Annotated in this window: 14 protein-coding genes; 6 read left to right on the top strand and 8 right to left on the bottom strand. The window is 67.7% G+C overall.

Annotation, left to right across the window (positions count from 1 at the left end; translation table 11 throughout):
• Positions 1 to 71: 71 nt before the first annotated feature.
• Positions 72 to 1,520, bottom strand: coding sequence for an amidase (locus tag AC07PA_RS25905; RefSeq protein ID WP_035206407.1), 1,449 nt, complete (start codon positions 1,518 to 1,520; stop codon positions 72 to 74).
• 148 nt (positions 1,521 to 1,668) lie between these two features.
• Between AC07PA_RS25905 and AC07PA_RS25900 the strand changes: the two genes are divergently transcribed.
• Positions 1,669 to 2,586, top strand: a complete 918-nt coding sequence (locus tag AC07PA_RS25900; RefSeq protein ID WP_007861636.1) for a LysR family transcriptional regulator — start codon at positions 1,669 to 1,671, stop codon at positions 2,584 to 2,586.
• A 4-nt stretch (positions 2,587 to 2,590) separates the two neighbouring features.
• On the opposite strand, the gene AC07PA_RS25895 is transcribed toward AC07PA_RS25900, so the two are convergent.
• Positions 2,591 to 3,007 (bottom strand): GNAT family N-acetyltransferase, encoded by a 417-nt coding sequence (locus AC07PA_RS25895; RefSeq protein ID WP_494609946.1) that lies wholly within the window; start codon positions 3,005 to 3,007, stop codon positions 2,591 to 2,593.
• Between the two features lie 260 nt (positions 3,008 to 3,267).
• On the opposite strand from AC07PA_RS25895, the gene nth reads away from it, so the two are divergent.
• Complete coding sequence (nth, locus tag AC07PA_RS25890; RefSeq protein WP_007861640.1) at positions 3,268 to 3,906, top strand: endonuclease III; 639 nt, start codon at positions 3,268 to 3,270, stop codon at positions 3,904 to 3,906.
• Positions 3,907 to 4,762: 856 nt separating this feature from the next.
• On the opposite strand, the gene cynR is transcribed toward nth, so the two are convergent.
• Entirely contained in the window at positions 4,763 to 5,629 is an 867-nt protein-coding gene (cynR, locus tag AC07PA_RS25885) for a transcriptional regulator CynR (protein WP_007861972.1), read from the bottom strand.
• Positions 5,630 to 5,777: 148 nt separating this feature from the next.
• On the opposite strand from cynR, the gene AC07PA_RS25880 reads away from it, so the two are divergent.
• Genes AC07PA_RS25880 through AC07PA_RS25865 form a run of 4 tightly spaced genes read left to right on the top strand, consistent with a single transcriptional unit; the run spans position 5,778 to position 9,265 of the window.
• On the top strand, positions 5,778 to 6,971 hold the full coding sequence (locus AC07PA_RS25880; protein WP_494609834.1) for a muconate cycloisomerase family protein: 1,194 nt from the start codon (positions 5,778 to 5,780) through the stop codon (positions 6,969 to 6,971).
• 19 nt (positions 6,972 to 6,990) lie between these two features.
• Entirely contained in the window at positions 6,991 to 7,266 is a 276-nt protein-coding gene (gene catC / locus AC07PA_RS25875) for a muconolactone Delta-isomerase (protein WP_007861970.1), read from the top strand.
• A 38-nt stretch (positions 7,267 to 7,304) separates the two neighbouring features.
• Positions 7,305 to 8,291 (top strand): tripartite tricarboxylate transporter substrate binding protein, encoded by a 987-nt coding sequence (locus AC07PA_RS25870; protein WP_494609835.1) that lies wholly within the window; start codon positions 7,305 to 7,307, stop codon positions 8,289 to 8,291.
• A gap of 53 nt (positions 8,292 to 8,344) precedes the next feature.
• On the top strand, positions 8,345 to 9,265 hold the full coding sequence (locus tag AC07PA_RS25865; protein WP_494609836.1) for a dioxygenase family protein: 921 nt from the start codon (positions 8,345 to 8,347) through the stop codon (positions 9,263 to 9,265).
• Positions 9,266 to 9,280: 15 nt separating this feature from the next.
• On the opposite strand, the gene AC07PA_RS25860 is transcribed toward AC07PA_RS25865, so the two are convergent.
• The 5 genes from AC07PA_RS25860 to AC07PA_RS25840 form a co-directional block, all read right to left on the bottom strand.
• Positions 9,281 to 10,027, bottom strand: coding sequence for an aspartate/glutamate racemase family protein (locus tag AC07PA_RS25860; RefSeq protein WP_494609837.1), 747 nt, complete (start codon positions 10,025 to 10,027; stop codon positions 9,281 to 9,283).
• A gap of 4 nt (positions 10,028 to 10,031) precedes the next feature.
• Positions 10,032 to 10,817, bottom strand: coding sequence for a GntR family transcriptional regulator (locus tag AC07PA_RS25855; protein WP_007851437.1), 786 nt, complete (start codon positions 10,815 to 10,817; stop codon positions 10,032 to 10,034).
• Between the two features lie 27 nt (positions 10,818 to 10,844).
• A complete protein-coding gene (locus AC07PA_RS25850) occupies positions 10,845 to 11,738 on the bottom strand; it encodes an ABC transporter permease (RefSeq protein ID WP_494609838.1) in 894 nt (297 codons plus the stop codon).
• Positions 11,739 to 11,778: 40 nt separating this feature from the next.
• Positions 11,779 to 12,693, bottom strand: a complete 915-nt coding sequence (locus tag AC07PA_RS25845; RefSeq protein WP_145696222.1) for an ABC transporter permease — start codon at positions 12,691 to 12,693, stop codon at positions 11,779 to 11,781.
• Positions 12,694 to 12,862: 169 nt separating this feature from the next.
• Positions 12,863 to 14,158, bottom strand: a complete 1,296-nt coding sequence (locus AC07PA_RS25840; protein WP_007851427.1) for an ABC transporter substrate-binding protein — start codon at positions 14,156 to 14,158, stop codon at positions 12,863 to 12,865.
• Between the last annotated feature and the right edge of the window lie 20 nt (positions 14,159 to 14,178).

Here is a 14,178-nt window from a genome sequence, read left to right as displayed (position 1 = left end):
GGGGAACACCTCCAGGGCAAGAACAAGCGCCGCGAATGAACGCAGGCGACGGCGGAAATCGGCGGGTAGGCTCAGCGCAGCAAGGGGCTGCGGACCTTGGAGTAGCCGCTGGCCAGGTCGTACGCATGGCCGAGCTGCAGCACGGACGCATCGGACTGCACGGGCCCGATGATCTGCAGGCCGGCCGGCAGGCCCTCGGGGCCGAAGCCCGCGGGCGTGGCCAGGGCCGGCAGGCCGGCCATGGTGGCGGGCACCACGGTCTCCATCCAGCGGTGGTAGGTGTCCATGCGGCGCCCGGCCACTTCGTGCGGCCAGTCCAGGCTGGCGTCGAAGGGGAACACCTGGGCAGCGGGCAGCACCAGGAAATCGAAGCGCGTGAACAGCCCGCGCAACACCTGGTACCAGGCGGTGCGCACGCGCGCCGCGTCATAGACCTGCATGGCGGTGAGCGCCAGGCCGCGCTGTATCTCCCACACCGCCTCGGGCTTGAGCTGGGCGCGCTTGGGCGCATCGTGGTACAGGGCCGCATTGGCCCCCGCGACGCTGAAGCTGCGCAGGTCCAGCCAGGCCTTCCACAGCTGCGCGAGGTCGAAATCGACCACGGCCTTCTCGACCGTGCAGCCCACCGCGCGGAAATGGCCAAGCGCCTTCTCGCAGGTGGTGTACAGGCCCGGGTCGGTGGGCAGGTAGCCGCCCAGGTCGCCCAGCCAGCCGATGCGCACGCCCTTGAAGTCGCGCTCCAGCGGCTGGCCGAAGGCGGCAATGTCGTCGCTGCGGCGCGTGAGCGGCAGGCGCGCGTCGAACCCGGCCTGCACCGACAGCAGCAGTGCCAGGTCGGGGATGTTGCGCGCCATGGGGCCGGTCACGCTGAACTGCTGGAAGAACACTTCTTCCGACGGCCCATGCGGCACCAGGCCGGGCGAGGTGCGCAGGCCATACACGTTGTTGAACGCGGCCGGCGTGCGCAGCGATCCCATCATGTCCGAGCCATCGGCCACGGGCAGCATGTGCAGGGCCACGGCCACGCCCGCCCCGCCGCTGCTGCCGCCGGCCGAGCGCGACGGGTCGAAGGCATTGCGCGTGGTGCCGTACACCGGGTTGTAGGTGTGCCCGCCCAGGCCGAACTCGGGCGAGTTGCTGCGGCCGATGAAGAGCGCGCCGCTGGCACGCATGCGCTCGAACACCACCGCATCGGTGGTCGTGACCTGGCCCGCAAAGAGGGGGGAGCCGCGCGTGGTGACCATGCCCGCGGCGGGCGCGATGTCCTTGGGCGCCTGGGGCATGCCGTGCAGCGGGCCCAGGCTCTGGCGGCGGGCCAGCTGCGCATCGCGCTCGGCCGCCTGTTGGTGCAGCGCATCCCGGTCGGCCATGGCCACCAGGGCGTTGACCACGGGGTTCAGGCGGTCCACCTGGGCCAGGTAGGCATCGAGCACCTCCACGCACGAGACCTCGCGGGCATGGATGGCGCGCGACAGGCCGGTGGCCGTGTGGGCCACGATGCCGCGGGGAGCGGTGCCCATGGCGGGTGGTGTGGAGAAGTCAGGCATGGGGGTGCAGGCGCAATGTGTCGGAGGTAAGTCAGCATAAGCACGCCGCCGGTTTTCTACAATCGGCGATTTCAGACACTATCGTTGCGTTTTACGCAAACCAGACAGAAGGGCCCGTACCATGCTTTCCAGCCGACTGCAGGACACGGCCCTGCGCTATTTCCTGGAGGTGGTGCGCAGCGGCTCGGTGAGCGAAGCGGCCACGCGCCTGAACGTATCGCCCTCGGCCGTGAGCCGGCAGGTGGCGGCGCTCGAGGGCCTGCTGGGCGTGCCCCTGTTCGACCGGCGCCCGCGCGGCATGGTGCCCAGCGCGGCCGGCGAACTGCTCGCGGCCCATGCGCGGCGCGGTGCGCTCGAGGCCGACCGCGTGGTGGCCGACATAGAGGCACTGCAGGGGCTGCACACCGGGCTGGTGCAGGTGTGCAGTTCGGCAGGCTTTGCCATCGAGTTTTTGCCGCGCGTGATGGCCCAGTTCCGCACGCAGTACCCGGGCATCCAGTTCCGTGTGCGGGTGGCCAGCCCGGCGGCTGTGACCACGGCCGTGCTCAACGGCGACGCGGACATCGGCCTGACCTACAGCCGCACGGCCGAGCGCGACATCACGGTGCAGCACCGCGAGGCCTCGCCCGTCATCGCCATCATGCGGCCCGACCACCCGCTGGCGCGCTTTGGCTCGGTCACGCTGGCACAGATGCACCCCCACCCCATTGCCCTGCCCGAGCGGGACAACACCGTGCGCCAGCTGTTCGACATCGGCTGCAGCCAGCGCGGCCTGGTGTTCGAGCCGGTGCTGGTGTGCAACCACTTCGAGACGCTGACCCACTTCGTGCTGCACGGCGGCGGGCTGTCGATATCGGGCGAGGTGACGGTACGCGACCGCGTGCGCCGCGGCGAGCTGCATGCCGCCCAGATCCGCGAACGGGGCATGAGCGCCCGCGCCGTGGAGCTGCAGACGCTGAGCGGCCGCACCCTGCCCGCGGCGGCGCGCATGTTCCTGGAGTTCCTGAGCGCACAGCTGGTGGCGCGGGAAGCGGGGTGATCAATCAGGTCAAGGGCTTGATCAGCACGTACAAGGTGAGCCCCGGGATGTAGTTGTCGATCTGGGCATGACCCCGGTACCCGGCACGCTCGTACATCGCGGCCGTCTTTTGCGACAGCGATTCGATGAGGCTTTCGCTGCATCCGGCTCCTCTGGCGGCCTCCTCGATGCCGGCCAGCAGTCTGCTGCCAAGGCCTTTGCGCCGATGCCCGGCATCCACCCAGAGGTATTCCACATACAGCCGGTCCAGCTCGATCCGACCCACCGCGCCACCGATCAGGTGACCGTTTTCGCGGACCAGGCAGGCCAGCGGCTGAGGCTCTCCTGCACCGACGGATGCACGGTCATGGGCAATGACCGCCTTGGAAATCTGCGCAACCACCCGCCCTTCAGGCGCAAAAGAAGTCTCTAGCTCGTTCATGTTCCACCGCAGCGATTTTTCTGCTGATCTGTTGCGCCCCTTGGCCTGCGCGCCATCGCGCCTGGGACCCTCTGCAAAAATGGTGCTGTTCAGGGTTCACCGCAGATAGCGCAGGCGTGCTGCGAGCAGGCAAGCCATGCAGTCTAGGCAACACCGCATCAATTCGCCGTAAAAAGACGGGGTGAAGCCATCAAATCGCCGTCAAGAACCCTCTGCAGGACAATGCCGCATCCGACAAGAAGACATCCCCCCACCCCACCATGAAAACCGAGCAGATCGAGCCCTTCTTCGCCGCCCTCAAGGCGGCCAACCCCATGCCCAACACGGAGCTGGAGTACACCACCCCGTTCGAACTGCTGGCCGCCGTGCTGCTTTCTGCCCAAGCCACCGACGTGGGTGTGAACAAGGCCACGCGCAAGCTGTTCCCGGTGGCGGGCACGCCACAGGCCATCCTGGACCTGGGCCTCGAAGGGCTGGAGGGCTACATCAAGACCATCGGCCTGTACCGCACCAAGGCCAAAAACCTGCTGGAGACCTGCCGCATCCTGGTGGAACAGCACGGCAGCGTGGTGCCCCGCACGCGCGAGGAACTGGAGGCCCTGCCCGGCGTGGGCCGCAAGACGGCCAACGTGGTCCTCAACGTGGCCTTCGGCCAGCCCACGATGGCGGTCGATACGCACATCTTTCGTGTCAGCAACCGCACGGGGCTGGCGCCGGGCAAGGATCCGCTGGCGGTGGAGTTGCAGTTGCTGAAGCGGGTGCCGCAGGCGTATGCGGTGGATTCGCACCACTGGCTGATCTTGCTGGGGCGGTATGTGTGCCAGGCGCGCAAGCCGCGGTGTTGGGAGTGTGTGGTGCCGCAGTATTGTGACTACGAGCCGAAGACGCTGGCGCCCTGAGCCCTGAGCCCTGAGCCCTGAGCCCTGAGCCCTGAGCCCTGAGCCCTGAGCCCTTGGCTTTGGGCGTGGCTGTTGGCGTTGGTTGATTCATGCCTTGGCCAAGGGCGGGAGCCGGGGTGTGCGCCCGGCGGCGCACCTACCTTCTTTTGCTTCGCCAAAAGAACGTAGGCCAAGAAAAGGCGACCCCGCTGCCCGTGTCCCCCAGCGCCCTGTCGGGCGCTGGGGGCAGCCTGCGATGCTCGATCCTGGGGTGTGCCGCAGAACTCGCTGCGTTCTTCGAACTCCGCTCAGACAGCTGCGGCAAGCTAGACAACGATGCGCGTGTCCTTCGGCACGCGCTCACCCCAGGCCCTGCGCTTCTCGGCACGGTCAGAAGGGGGTGGGAACGGGCTCCACTCGGGCCATTGCTTCGCTCGGCCCCAACTGCCTCGCTGCGCTTGGCCTGGGCTAAGACATAGTGCCCAGCCGTCGGCAGCGCGCAGCGCGTAACCGACCCAGGCGCAGCTGCGAAGCAGCAGCCGAGTGGTACCCGCTCCCCACCCCTGCTGGCTGCGCCGAGAAGCGCAGGAGCTGGAGTGGGCGTGTGTGCCGAAGGACACACACGCTTCGTCCTCCAGCTTGCCGCAGCTGTCTGAGCGGAGTTCGAAGAACGCAGCGAGTTCTGCGGCACCACCCCAGATCCGAGCATCGCAGGTTGCCCCCGTTCGCCCGACAGGGCGAACGGGGGACGCAGACTGGGGGTCGCCTTCTCTTTGGTGACTTTCTCTTGGCGACGCAAGAGAAAGTTACTGCGCCGCCGGGCGCACATCCCGGCTCCCGCCCTCAAACAAGGCATACAGCAACCACAGCCAAAGACTCAAGGCCGAAGCAAACCAGCAAACTCCAACGCCGCCCGACTCCTAGAAGCCCCCTTGCGCCACAAAATCCCCGCATGCCGCACCATCCCCGGCGAATGCAGATTGATGGCATGCAGGTCCGCCGCCTGCAAGGCAGCACGCTCCGGCGCAATGCTCGCCAGATCCCCCCACCGGCACACATCGAGCAAGCCCTCCACCGACTCCATCTCCACCCGCACCAAAGGCACCACCCCGACAGCCCGCAGGCTCTCATCGATCAGGCGCCGCGTGGTGAACGCCCGCGGCAGCATGGCCAGGGGCACGCCCGCCAGGTCCTTCAAGGCCAGGGTCCGCCGCCGCGCCAAGGGATGCGCCCGGTTCACCACCAGCTGCAGCCGCTCCTCGAACAGCGGCTCGGTCTCGATCTCCTCGCGCTCGGTGGGGTAGAAGGCGATGCCCACGTCGAGCTGCCCCTCCACCAATTGCTCCTCGATGGGCCCGGCGCGCAGGTCGCGCACCACCACGTTCACGCGCGGGTAGGCACTGCTGAAGGCCGCCACGGCCGCCGGCACCAGGGTGTGCAAAAAGGTCGGGATCACGCCCACGGTGAGTGAGCCCGACTGCAGCGCCCCCATGTCGGCCAGGGCCATGCGGCCGGCCTCGATCTCCTGCAGTGCGCGCGCGGCGTAGGTGCGAAAGGCCACCCCCGCCTGCGACAGCTTGAGCCCCCGGCCCAGCCGGTCGAACAGCGCCACGCCCAGCTCCTGCTCCAGCTGGCGCAGGCCGTGCGACAGGGTGGACTGCGTGACGAACAGGTTCTGCGCCGACTGCGTCAGGTGCTCGGTGCGCGCGATGTCCAGGAAATAGCGGAGCTGGCGGATTTCCATGGAGTGACCTTTCTGAGTGGCGAGCGGCAATCGATCCATCGATGGTATCGAACAATGCATTGCAAATGAATCATTGGATTTGCTGGCGGGCAGAAACTAACCTTCGCCTTGACTCCCCACCCCTGACACCGACCGAAGGCCTGCCCCCATGACCAACCACCCCGGTGGTTTCACCATCGAGCGCATCGAAGCGCGCATCCTGGACATCCCCACCATCCGCCCGCATAAGCTCTCGTTCGGCGCCATCAGCCGCCAGAGCCCGGTCATCGTGCAGCTGTGGCTGGCCGATGGCGCCTGCGGCTTCGGCGAGGCGGCCACCATCGGCGGCCCCTCGTGGAACGAGGAATCGCCGGAGAGCATCCACCACGCCATCACCCAGTACCTGGCCCCGGCCCTGCGCGGCCAGGGCGCCGGTGGCTTCGAGGCGGCGCTGGCGCGCATGGACAAGGCCTGCAAGGGCAATGTCTTTGCCAAGAGCGCCGTGGAAATGGCCCTGATCGATGCCGTGAGCCGCACGCTGGGCCTGCCGGCCTGGCAGCTGCTGGGCGGCAAGGTGCACGCCAGCCTGCCCCTGGCCTGGACTCTGGCCAGCGGCAATGTGGAGCGCGACCTCGAGGAGGCCCAGCTGCGCCTGGAGCAGCGGCGCCACCACATCTTCAAGATGAAGATCGGCGCCAACGCCCCGGCCGACGACGTGGCCCACGTGACCCAGATCGCCCGGGGCCTGGCAGGCCGCGCCACGCTGACCGTGGACGTGAACCAGGCCTGGGACGGCAACACCGCGCGCCGCTACCTGCCGCAGCTGGTGGAGGCCGGCGTGACGCTGATCGAGCAGCCCGTGGCCCACTGGAATGTCGGAGCATTGAAAGACCTGACGGCCACGCTGGGCCGTGACGCCCTCATCATGGCCGACGAGACCGTGTGCACCCCGCAGGACGCGATGGCCCTGGCGCGCGACCAGGCCTGCCACGTGTTCTCGCTCAAGGTGGCCAAGCACGGCGGCCTGCTGCGCACGCGCAAGGTGGCGGCGATTGCCGAGGCGGCCGACATCGGCTGGTACGGCGGCACCATGCTGGAGACTTCGCTGGGCAGCGCCGCATCGGCCCACGTGTTCTCCACCCTGGGCCACCAGCACCATGGCTGCGAGCTGTTCGGCCCGCAACTGCTGGTGGACGACATCGTTGAAAACCAGATGCCGATTGCCGACTTCGCACTGCAGCTGCCCGATGGCCCGGGCTTTGGCGTGGAAGTCTCGCTTGCGCAGCTCGACCGCTTCGACCGCGCGCGCGAAGGCAAGACGCCCGTGCACATCGACCTGGGCCGCCAGACCGCCACCATTTGAGAAAAAAGGAGACTCCCACATGCTGTTCCTCGTCCGCATGGATGTGCACATCCCCCACGACCTGCCTGCCGAACAGGCCAACGAGATCAAGGCCCGCGAAAAGGCCTACTCCCAGGAGCTGCAGCGCGATGGCCGCTGGCCCCACATCTGGCGTGTGGTGGGCGAGTACGCCAACTACAGCGTCTTCGACGTGGCCTCCAACGACGAGCTGCACCAGCTGCTGCAGGGCCTGCCGCTGTTCCCGTTCATGAAGATCTCGGTGACGCCGCTGGCAAAGCACCCCTCGGCCATCTGACAGCAGGCCCCCAAAGACAAGAACCGGAGACGACACGAATGAAGCGACAACATCTGCTGGCCCTGCTGGCCGCAACCACCGCGCTGGCCGTGCTGCCCACAGCGCATGCCCAGGCCCCGGGCGCCAATTGGCCGAACAAGCCCATCCGCTGGGTCGTTCCCTTCCCGCCCGGCGGCGCCATGGACGCGATCGCCCGCACCCTGGGCGAGAAGGCCGGCCAGGCGCTGGGCCAGCCCTTCGTGATCGAGAACAAGGCCGGTGCAGGCGGCAACATCGGCGCCGAGTTCGTGTCCAAGCAGCCGGCCGACGGCTACACGCTGATGATCACCTCCATCGGCATGGCCACCAACAAGCCGCTGTACGGCAAGCTGGCCTACGACCCGATCAAGGACTTCGCCCCGGTGAGCCTGCTGGCCGTGGTGCCCAACGTGCTGGTCACCAATGCCACCCAGCCCGACGTGAAGACCGCCGCCGACGTGATCGCCGCCGCACGCAAGGCGCCGGGCAAGCTCACCTACGGATCGGCCGGCAACGGCACCTCGATCCACCTGGCGGGCGAGGTGTTCAACTCGCTAGCGCAGATCGACATGCTGCACATCCCCTACAAGGGCAGCGGCCCGGCCGTGGCCGACCTGCTGGGCGGGCAGATCAACTACATGTTCGACAGCATCACCTCGGCGCGGCCGCACCTCCAGTCGGGCAAGCTGCGCGCGCTGGGCGTGACCACGGCCAGGCGCTCGGCCACCCTGCCCAACGTACCCACGCTGGCCGAGGCCGGCCTGCCGGGCTACGAGGTCTCGCCCTGGTTCGCGGTGTTCATGCCGGCCGGCACGCCCGCGCCCATCGTCAGCAAGCTCAACGCCGCCCTGCGCGATGCGATGAAGCAGCCCGACGTGGTGGCCCGCTTCGAGAGCATCGGCGCCGAGCCCGTGGGCTCCACGCCCGCTGAACTGGCCACCCACCTGGCGCGCGAGTCCGATCGCTGGGCGAAATTGATCGCCGAGCGCCACATCAAGCTCGACTGAGCACCACCCCGGCAATTCTTTCCCACGAACCACCCCACAGAGGAGACAGGAACATGGCAGAACTCACCCAGGCCCAGTTGCTCGAACTGGTCAACACGAAGAAGATCGCCCCCGGCAACCCGCGCGTGCGCCAGCTCACCGAGCGCATCGTCACCGACCTGTTCAAGGCCATCGACGAGCTGGACGTGACCCCCGACGAGTTCTGGGCCGCCACTGCCTGGCTCACGCGCCTGGGCGCCGCCGGCCAGACCGGGCTGATCACGGCGGGCCTGGGCTTTGACCGCCTGCTCGACATCCGCGCCGATGAGGCCGACCAGAAGGCCGGGCGCGAGGGCGGCACGCCGCGCGCCATCGAAGGCCCGCTGTTCGTGGCCGGTGCGCCCACCTCCCAGGTCGAGGTGCGCGTGGACGAGGGCGAACCCAAGGGCGAAATCTTCATCATGGAAGGCCAGGTGCTGGACCTCGACGGCCAACCCGTGCCGCACGCCATGGTCGATGTGTGGCATGCCAACGAGAAGGGTGGCTACTCGCATTTCTTCCCGGGCATGCAGCCCTACGAGCTGCGCCGGCGCATCGAAACCGATGCCAAGGGCTTCTACCGCTTTCGCAGCTTCTTGCCACCGGGCTATGCGATCCCGCCCGTGGGGCCGGTGCACGAGCTGTTTACCTTGCTGGGCCGCCATGGCCAGCGGCCTGCGCACATCCACTTTTTGGTCGCCGCACCGGGCATGCGCACGCTGACCACACAGGTCAATATTCCGGGCGACAGCTACATCGACGACGACTTTGCCTTTGCCACGCGCGACGGGCTGATTGTTTCGCTGGAGCGCAATGTGGCGCCCAAGGGCTACGAATCCCTGGGCATCACGGCACCGTTCACGCGCTCGGTGTTCAACTTCGTGCTGCCCAAGGCTGCCAGCGCGGACGAGGCCCTGCCACTGACGCGCATGGAGCGGGTGGCCACGCCGGGCTGACGGTGTGCTGCGGGGCTACACGCCCCGTGGCAAACCCAGCGCCGCCATCTCCGCCGACACGCCCTCCCACGCCACATCGAACGCCGGCGCACTGCGCTCGGGCGGCACGGCGTTGGCGCGCAGGGCCCAGTGGGCGCCGGCCACCACGCTGTCGATCACGGGCACGCCCACCTGCGACTGCACGGCGGCGGCCATGCCGGCCAGGCCGGCGCCGCCCAGGATGACGGACTGCACGCCCATCTGGCGCACCACGTCGCGGCAGGCCTGGGCCAGCAGGGCGCGGGCGGCCACGGGGTCGGCCGCGAGCTGGGCGCCCGTGGGCGCCACGGTGTGGATGCCGGCCAGCGCATGGGCGTGGCCCAGGGCCTGGGCCAGACGCTGCAGCATGGGGCCCCAGCGCTCGCCGCCCGTGACGATGGCATAGCGGCCGTGGCGCGCGGCCTCGATGAAGGAGGCCTCGGCCAGGCCGGTGACGGGCACGGGGCTGCTTTCGCGCAGCGCCATCAGGCCTGGGTCGCCGAAGCAGCCGATGAGCACAGCGCTGGGCGCCGAGGGCTCTGTGGACACATCCAGGGCCCAGGCGTCGAGCGCGGCATGCGCGGCCACGGCGTAACTCGCCTCGCAGGCGATGTAGGGCGCGCCAAAGCGCGCCGTGGCCGTGCGCACGGCCACGTGCGAGCCCGCAGCGGCCTGCACGTGCTGCTGCAGCAGTGCGCTGACCCTGGGAGAAGTGTTCGGATTGATGACCAGAAGATGGCGCATGGCTTCAGGCCCCCAACAGGGTGGCCAGGTCGGGCACCTCGCTCGCAGGCGGGGTGAACTCCAGCTGCGTTTCGATGCGCGCCAGGTGGTCGAGCATGCGGCGCGCGGCCTCCTTCGCGTCGCGCAGTCGGATGGCGTCGATCAGCGCGCGGTGTTCGCGGCAGCCACAGGCCGTCGCCTCCTCGCGCTCGCGCGCATGGCTGGGGCTGTAGGTCATGAGGATCAGCGAGGTGCGCGACACCAGTTCGCGCAGGATGCGCCCCAGGGTCTGGTGGCCTGCGGCCTGCGCGATGTGCAGATGGAAATCGCCCGACAGGCGGATCGCGCGGCGCATGTCACCGCCGGCACGGGCAGACTCCTCCTCGTCCACGCAGGCGCGCAGCGCGGCGATGTGCGCGTCGGTGGCGTTGGCGATGAACAGCTCCACCAGGCGCGGCTCGATCAGGCGGCGCGCCTCGAACACCTCGAGCGCTTCTTCGGGTGTGGGTTGGGCGATGGAAGCACCGCGGTTGGGCGTGAGCGTGACCACCTGCTCGTTGGCCAGGCGCACCAGCACCGGGCGCACGCGCGTACGCGATACGCCGAAGGCCGCCGCCAGCTTGTCCTCTACCAGCTTGGTGCCCGGCGGCAGGCGGTGGTCGAGGATGGCCGAGACCATGCGCTCGTACATGTCGTTGTCGCTGAGCAGGCCGGCGGCGGCACCCTCTGCTGGCGGTTCGGCAGCTGTCGTGCGCGCACGGCGCCGGGGCGTGGGGGCGGCGGTCATGGGGTCGTCGGCACGGATGCGCATGCAGGCAGCAGTCTCATGGCAGGGCGCTCAACCGGCCCGCCCACCCTTGCGCTGGCCCAGGGCCCACACCAGGGCCAGGGTGATGCCCATGACCCCGAACGAGACCACCGTGGTCAGCGTGCCCAGCGCGTAGATCGACGGCGTGGTCACGGTGCTGGTCAGGCCCTGCAGCTCCAGCGGCAATGTGTTCACGTCGCCGATGGCCTGCGAGGTGCGGGCGATCTCGTCCCAGCTCAGGGTGAAGCCGAACATGCCGATGCCCACGACCGAGGGCGCGATCAGCGGCAGCACCACATGGGCAAAGCCCTGCCAGGGCGTGGCGCCCAGGTCGCGCGCGGCTTCTTCGTAGGAAGGGTTGAAGCGGTTGAACACCGCGAACATGATGAGCAGGCCGAAGGGCAGCGTCCAGGTCAGGTGCGCGCCCAGGGCCGAGGTGAACAGGCCCAGCGAGGTGCCGTAGCCCTCCAGCGTGCTCTCCATGCCCAGCCATTCGAGGGCCGCCTTGAGGCCCGTGTCGACCAGACGGAACTCCAGGCCAATGCCCAGCGAGACGATGATGGACGGCATGATGAGGCTGGCCACGACGATGAAGAACAGCGTGTTGCCGCCCGCCAGCCGTTTGCGGAAGGCCAGGCCGGCCAGCACCGACAGCACCACCGTGCACAACATCACCGCCAGGCCCAGGCCGAGCGAGCGCCACAGCGCCGCGCCGATGTCCACCACGCCCAGCCCTTCGGCCAGCTTGTAGAACCAGTGCAGCGACACCCCCCGCATGGGGAAGGTCAGCCCGCCCTCGGGGCCCTGGAAGCTCAGGATGAAGATGACGAACATGGGCCCGTACATGAACAGCACGAACAGGCTGAACACGATGGCCAGCAGCCAGAAGCTGGCCGGGCGGGATTCGCGGATGCGGGCTTTCATGCGGGTGTCCTGTGCAGGTTGTCGGCAGCGTGGGGGGTCATCACAGCTCCTTGCGGATGTCGACGAGCCTGGTCAGGCCCCAGATGATCATCAGCACCACCGCGAGCAGGATCACGGCATTGGCCGCCGCCAGCGGGAACTGCAGGTACGAGGTCTGCACCTGGATGATCTTGCCGATGGAGGCGATCTGCTGCCCTCCCATCACGCCGATGGTCACGAAGTCGCCCATGACGATGGTGATCACGAAGATGGAGCCGATGATGATGCCGGTGCGCGACAGCGGGATGATCACGTTCCACAGCGTCTGCCAGCCGCTGGCGCCGCTGTCGCTGGCGGCCTCGATGAGGCTGCGGTCGATGCGCATCATGCTGTTGAAGATGGGCACGATCATGAACATGGTGTACAGGTGCACGAAGGCCAGCACCACCGAGAAGTCCGAGAACAGCAGCCACTCCACCGGCTGCTCGACCATCCCCATGCCCACCAGGCTCTGGTTCACCAGGCCGTTGCGCCCCAAGAGCGGCACCCACGAGATCATGCGGATCACGTTGGAGGTCCAGAACGGGATGGTGCACAGCACGAACAGCAGCGTCTGCATGCCCGAGGAGCGCACGTGGAAGGCCAGGAAATAGGCCACGGTGAAGCCGATCACCAGCGTGATCAGCCACACGAGAAAACTGAACTTGAGCGTCGAGTAGTACGTCTTGAGCGTGACGCACAGGCCCTCCGACGCATCGCCACAGCCCGCGAAGATCGACACGTAGTTCTTGAACGTGAAGCCCGGCAACAGCTCGTATTCGTTGAAGTCCCAGAAGCTGACCATCACGATCAGCGCCAGCGGCACCAGGAAGAACAGCGCGAACACCAGCGTGAACGGCGCGGCCTGCCACCAGGCGGCAATGCCGCGCCCGGGAACGGCTGCAGCAGGCAAGGTCGGTGTGTTGGTAGTGCTCATGGTGTTTGCAAATCAGATATCCGTCGGACGACAGCCGTCGAAACTGCCGCGGCCGAAGGCCAGTGCTCCCGCGCAAGGGCCGCCCCGCCGCGCTGGGAGCGTCCCCCTCCCGAACTGCGCAGCGGTTCGAGAGAGGGGTGAAGGCGCGCAGCTCCTCAGGGGGTGCTTCCTATGCCGCGACGAACTCGTTCCACTTCTGGACCATGTAGTTGTTCTCGTCCATCAGTGCGTTCCAGCAGGCGATGCCGCCCATGCGCGACTCGTAGCTGCCGCCGTCGCGCACCGCGCCGGACTTGGCCAGCACGTCGCCATTGGGGCTCTTGATGTCCTGCGTGGCGGGCTTGCCTTCCATCCAGTAGGCCCACTCGTAGGCTTCCATCTTGGACTTGGCGGTCTCCAGCACGGCGCTGTAGTAGCCCTGGCGGTTCAGGTAGGCACCGGCCCAGCCGTCCAGGAACCAGTTGATGAACTCGTAGGCGCCGTCGAGCTTCTTGCCCGACAGGGTGGCCGGCAGGCCGAAGCCGGCGGCCCAGGCGCGGTAGCCTTCCTTGAGGGGCTGGAAGTTGCAGGCGATGCCCTTGGTGCGCACGGCGGTCACGGCCGGGCTCCACATCGACTGGATCACCACCTCGCCCGATGCCATCAGGTTCACCGACTCGTTGAAGTCCTTCCACAGCGCGCGGAACTGGCCCTGCTTCTTGGCCTCGATCAGGGTCTTGATCGTGAGATCGATCTCCTTCTTGGTCATGTTGCCCTTGTCGGGGTACTTGTAGATGCCCATGGCCTCGACCACCATGGCGGCGTCCATGATGCCGATGGAGGGGATGTTCAGGATCGCGGTCTTGCCCTTGAACTCGGGGTTGAGCAGCTCGGCCCAGGAGTTGATGGGGCGCTTGATCAGGTCGGGGCGAATGCCCAGCGTGTCGGCGTTGTAAACGGTGGGAATCAGCGACATGAACTGCGTGGGCGCGGTCGCGAACTTCTTGGACTTCTCGCCCTCCAGGTAGATCACCTTCTTGGGCGCCGTGCCCTGGTCGCCCACGGCCTTGCCGGCCACCATGCCGTTGGTGAACAGCGTGGTGATCTTGTCGGCGTTCTTGATGCGCTTGGTGTCGATGCCCTTCAGGTTGCCCGTGGGCACGATCTTCTTGAGCGAGAAGTACTCGGTGTCGATCAGATCGAAACTGTTGGGCGCGGTCACGGCGCGCTTGGTCACGTCGTCGGTGGTCACGGCCACGTACTGGATCTCGATGCCGGTGTCGGCCTTGAACTTCTCGGCAATGGCTTTGTCCTGGTTCACGGCCGTGCCCAGGTAGCGCAGCACGATCTTTTCCTGCGAGTGCACGGCCGGGAACACGCCGGCGGCCAGGATGCCCGCCGTGCCCTTGAGCAGCGAGCGGCGCTGCACGCCGGTGGCTTCGGAGGCAACGGCAGCAGGGGAATCAGCACGAGAGTCGTCGGACATGGGAAAGCTCCTTGGTTTGC

The organism is Acidovorax sp. GW821-FHT09B03, from assembly GCF_059418305.1.
The sequence above is the reverse complement of the archived record's forward strand: the minus strand, read 5'-3'. Positions and strand labels throughout refer to the sequence as shown.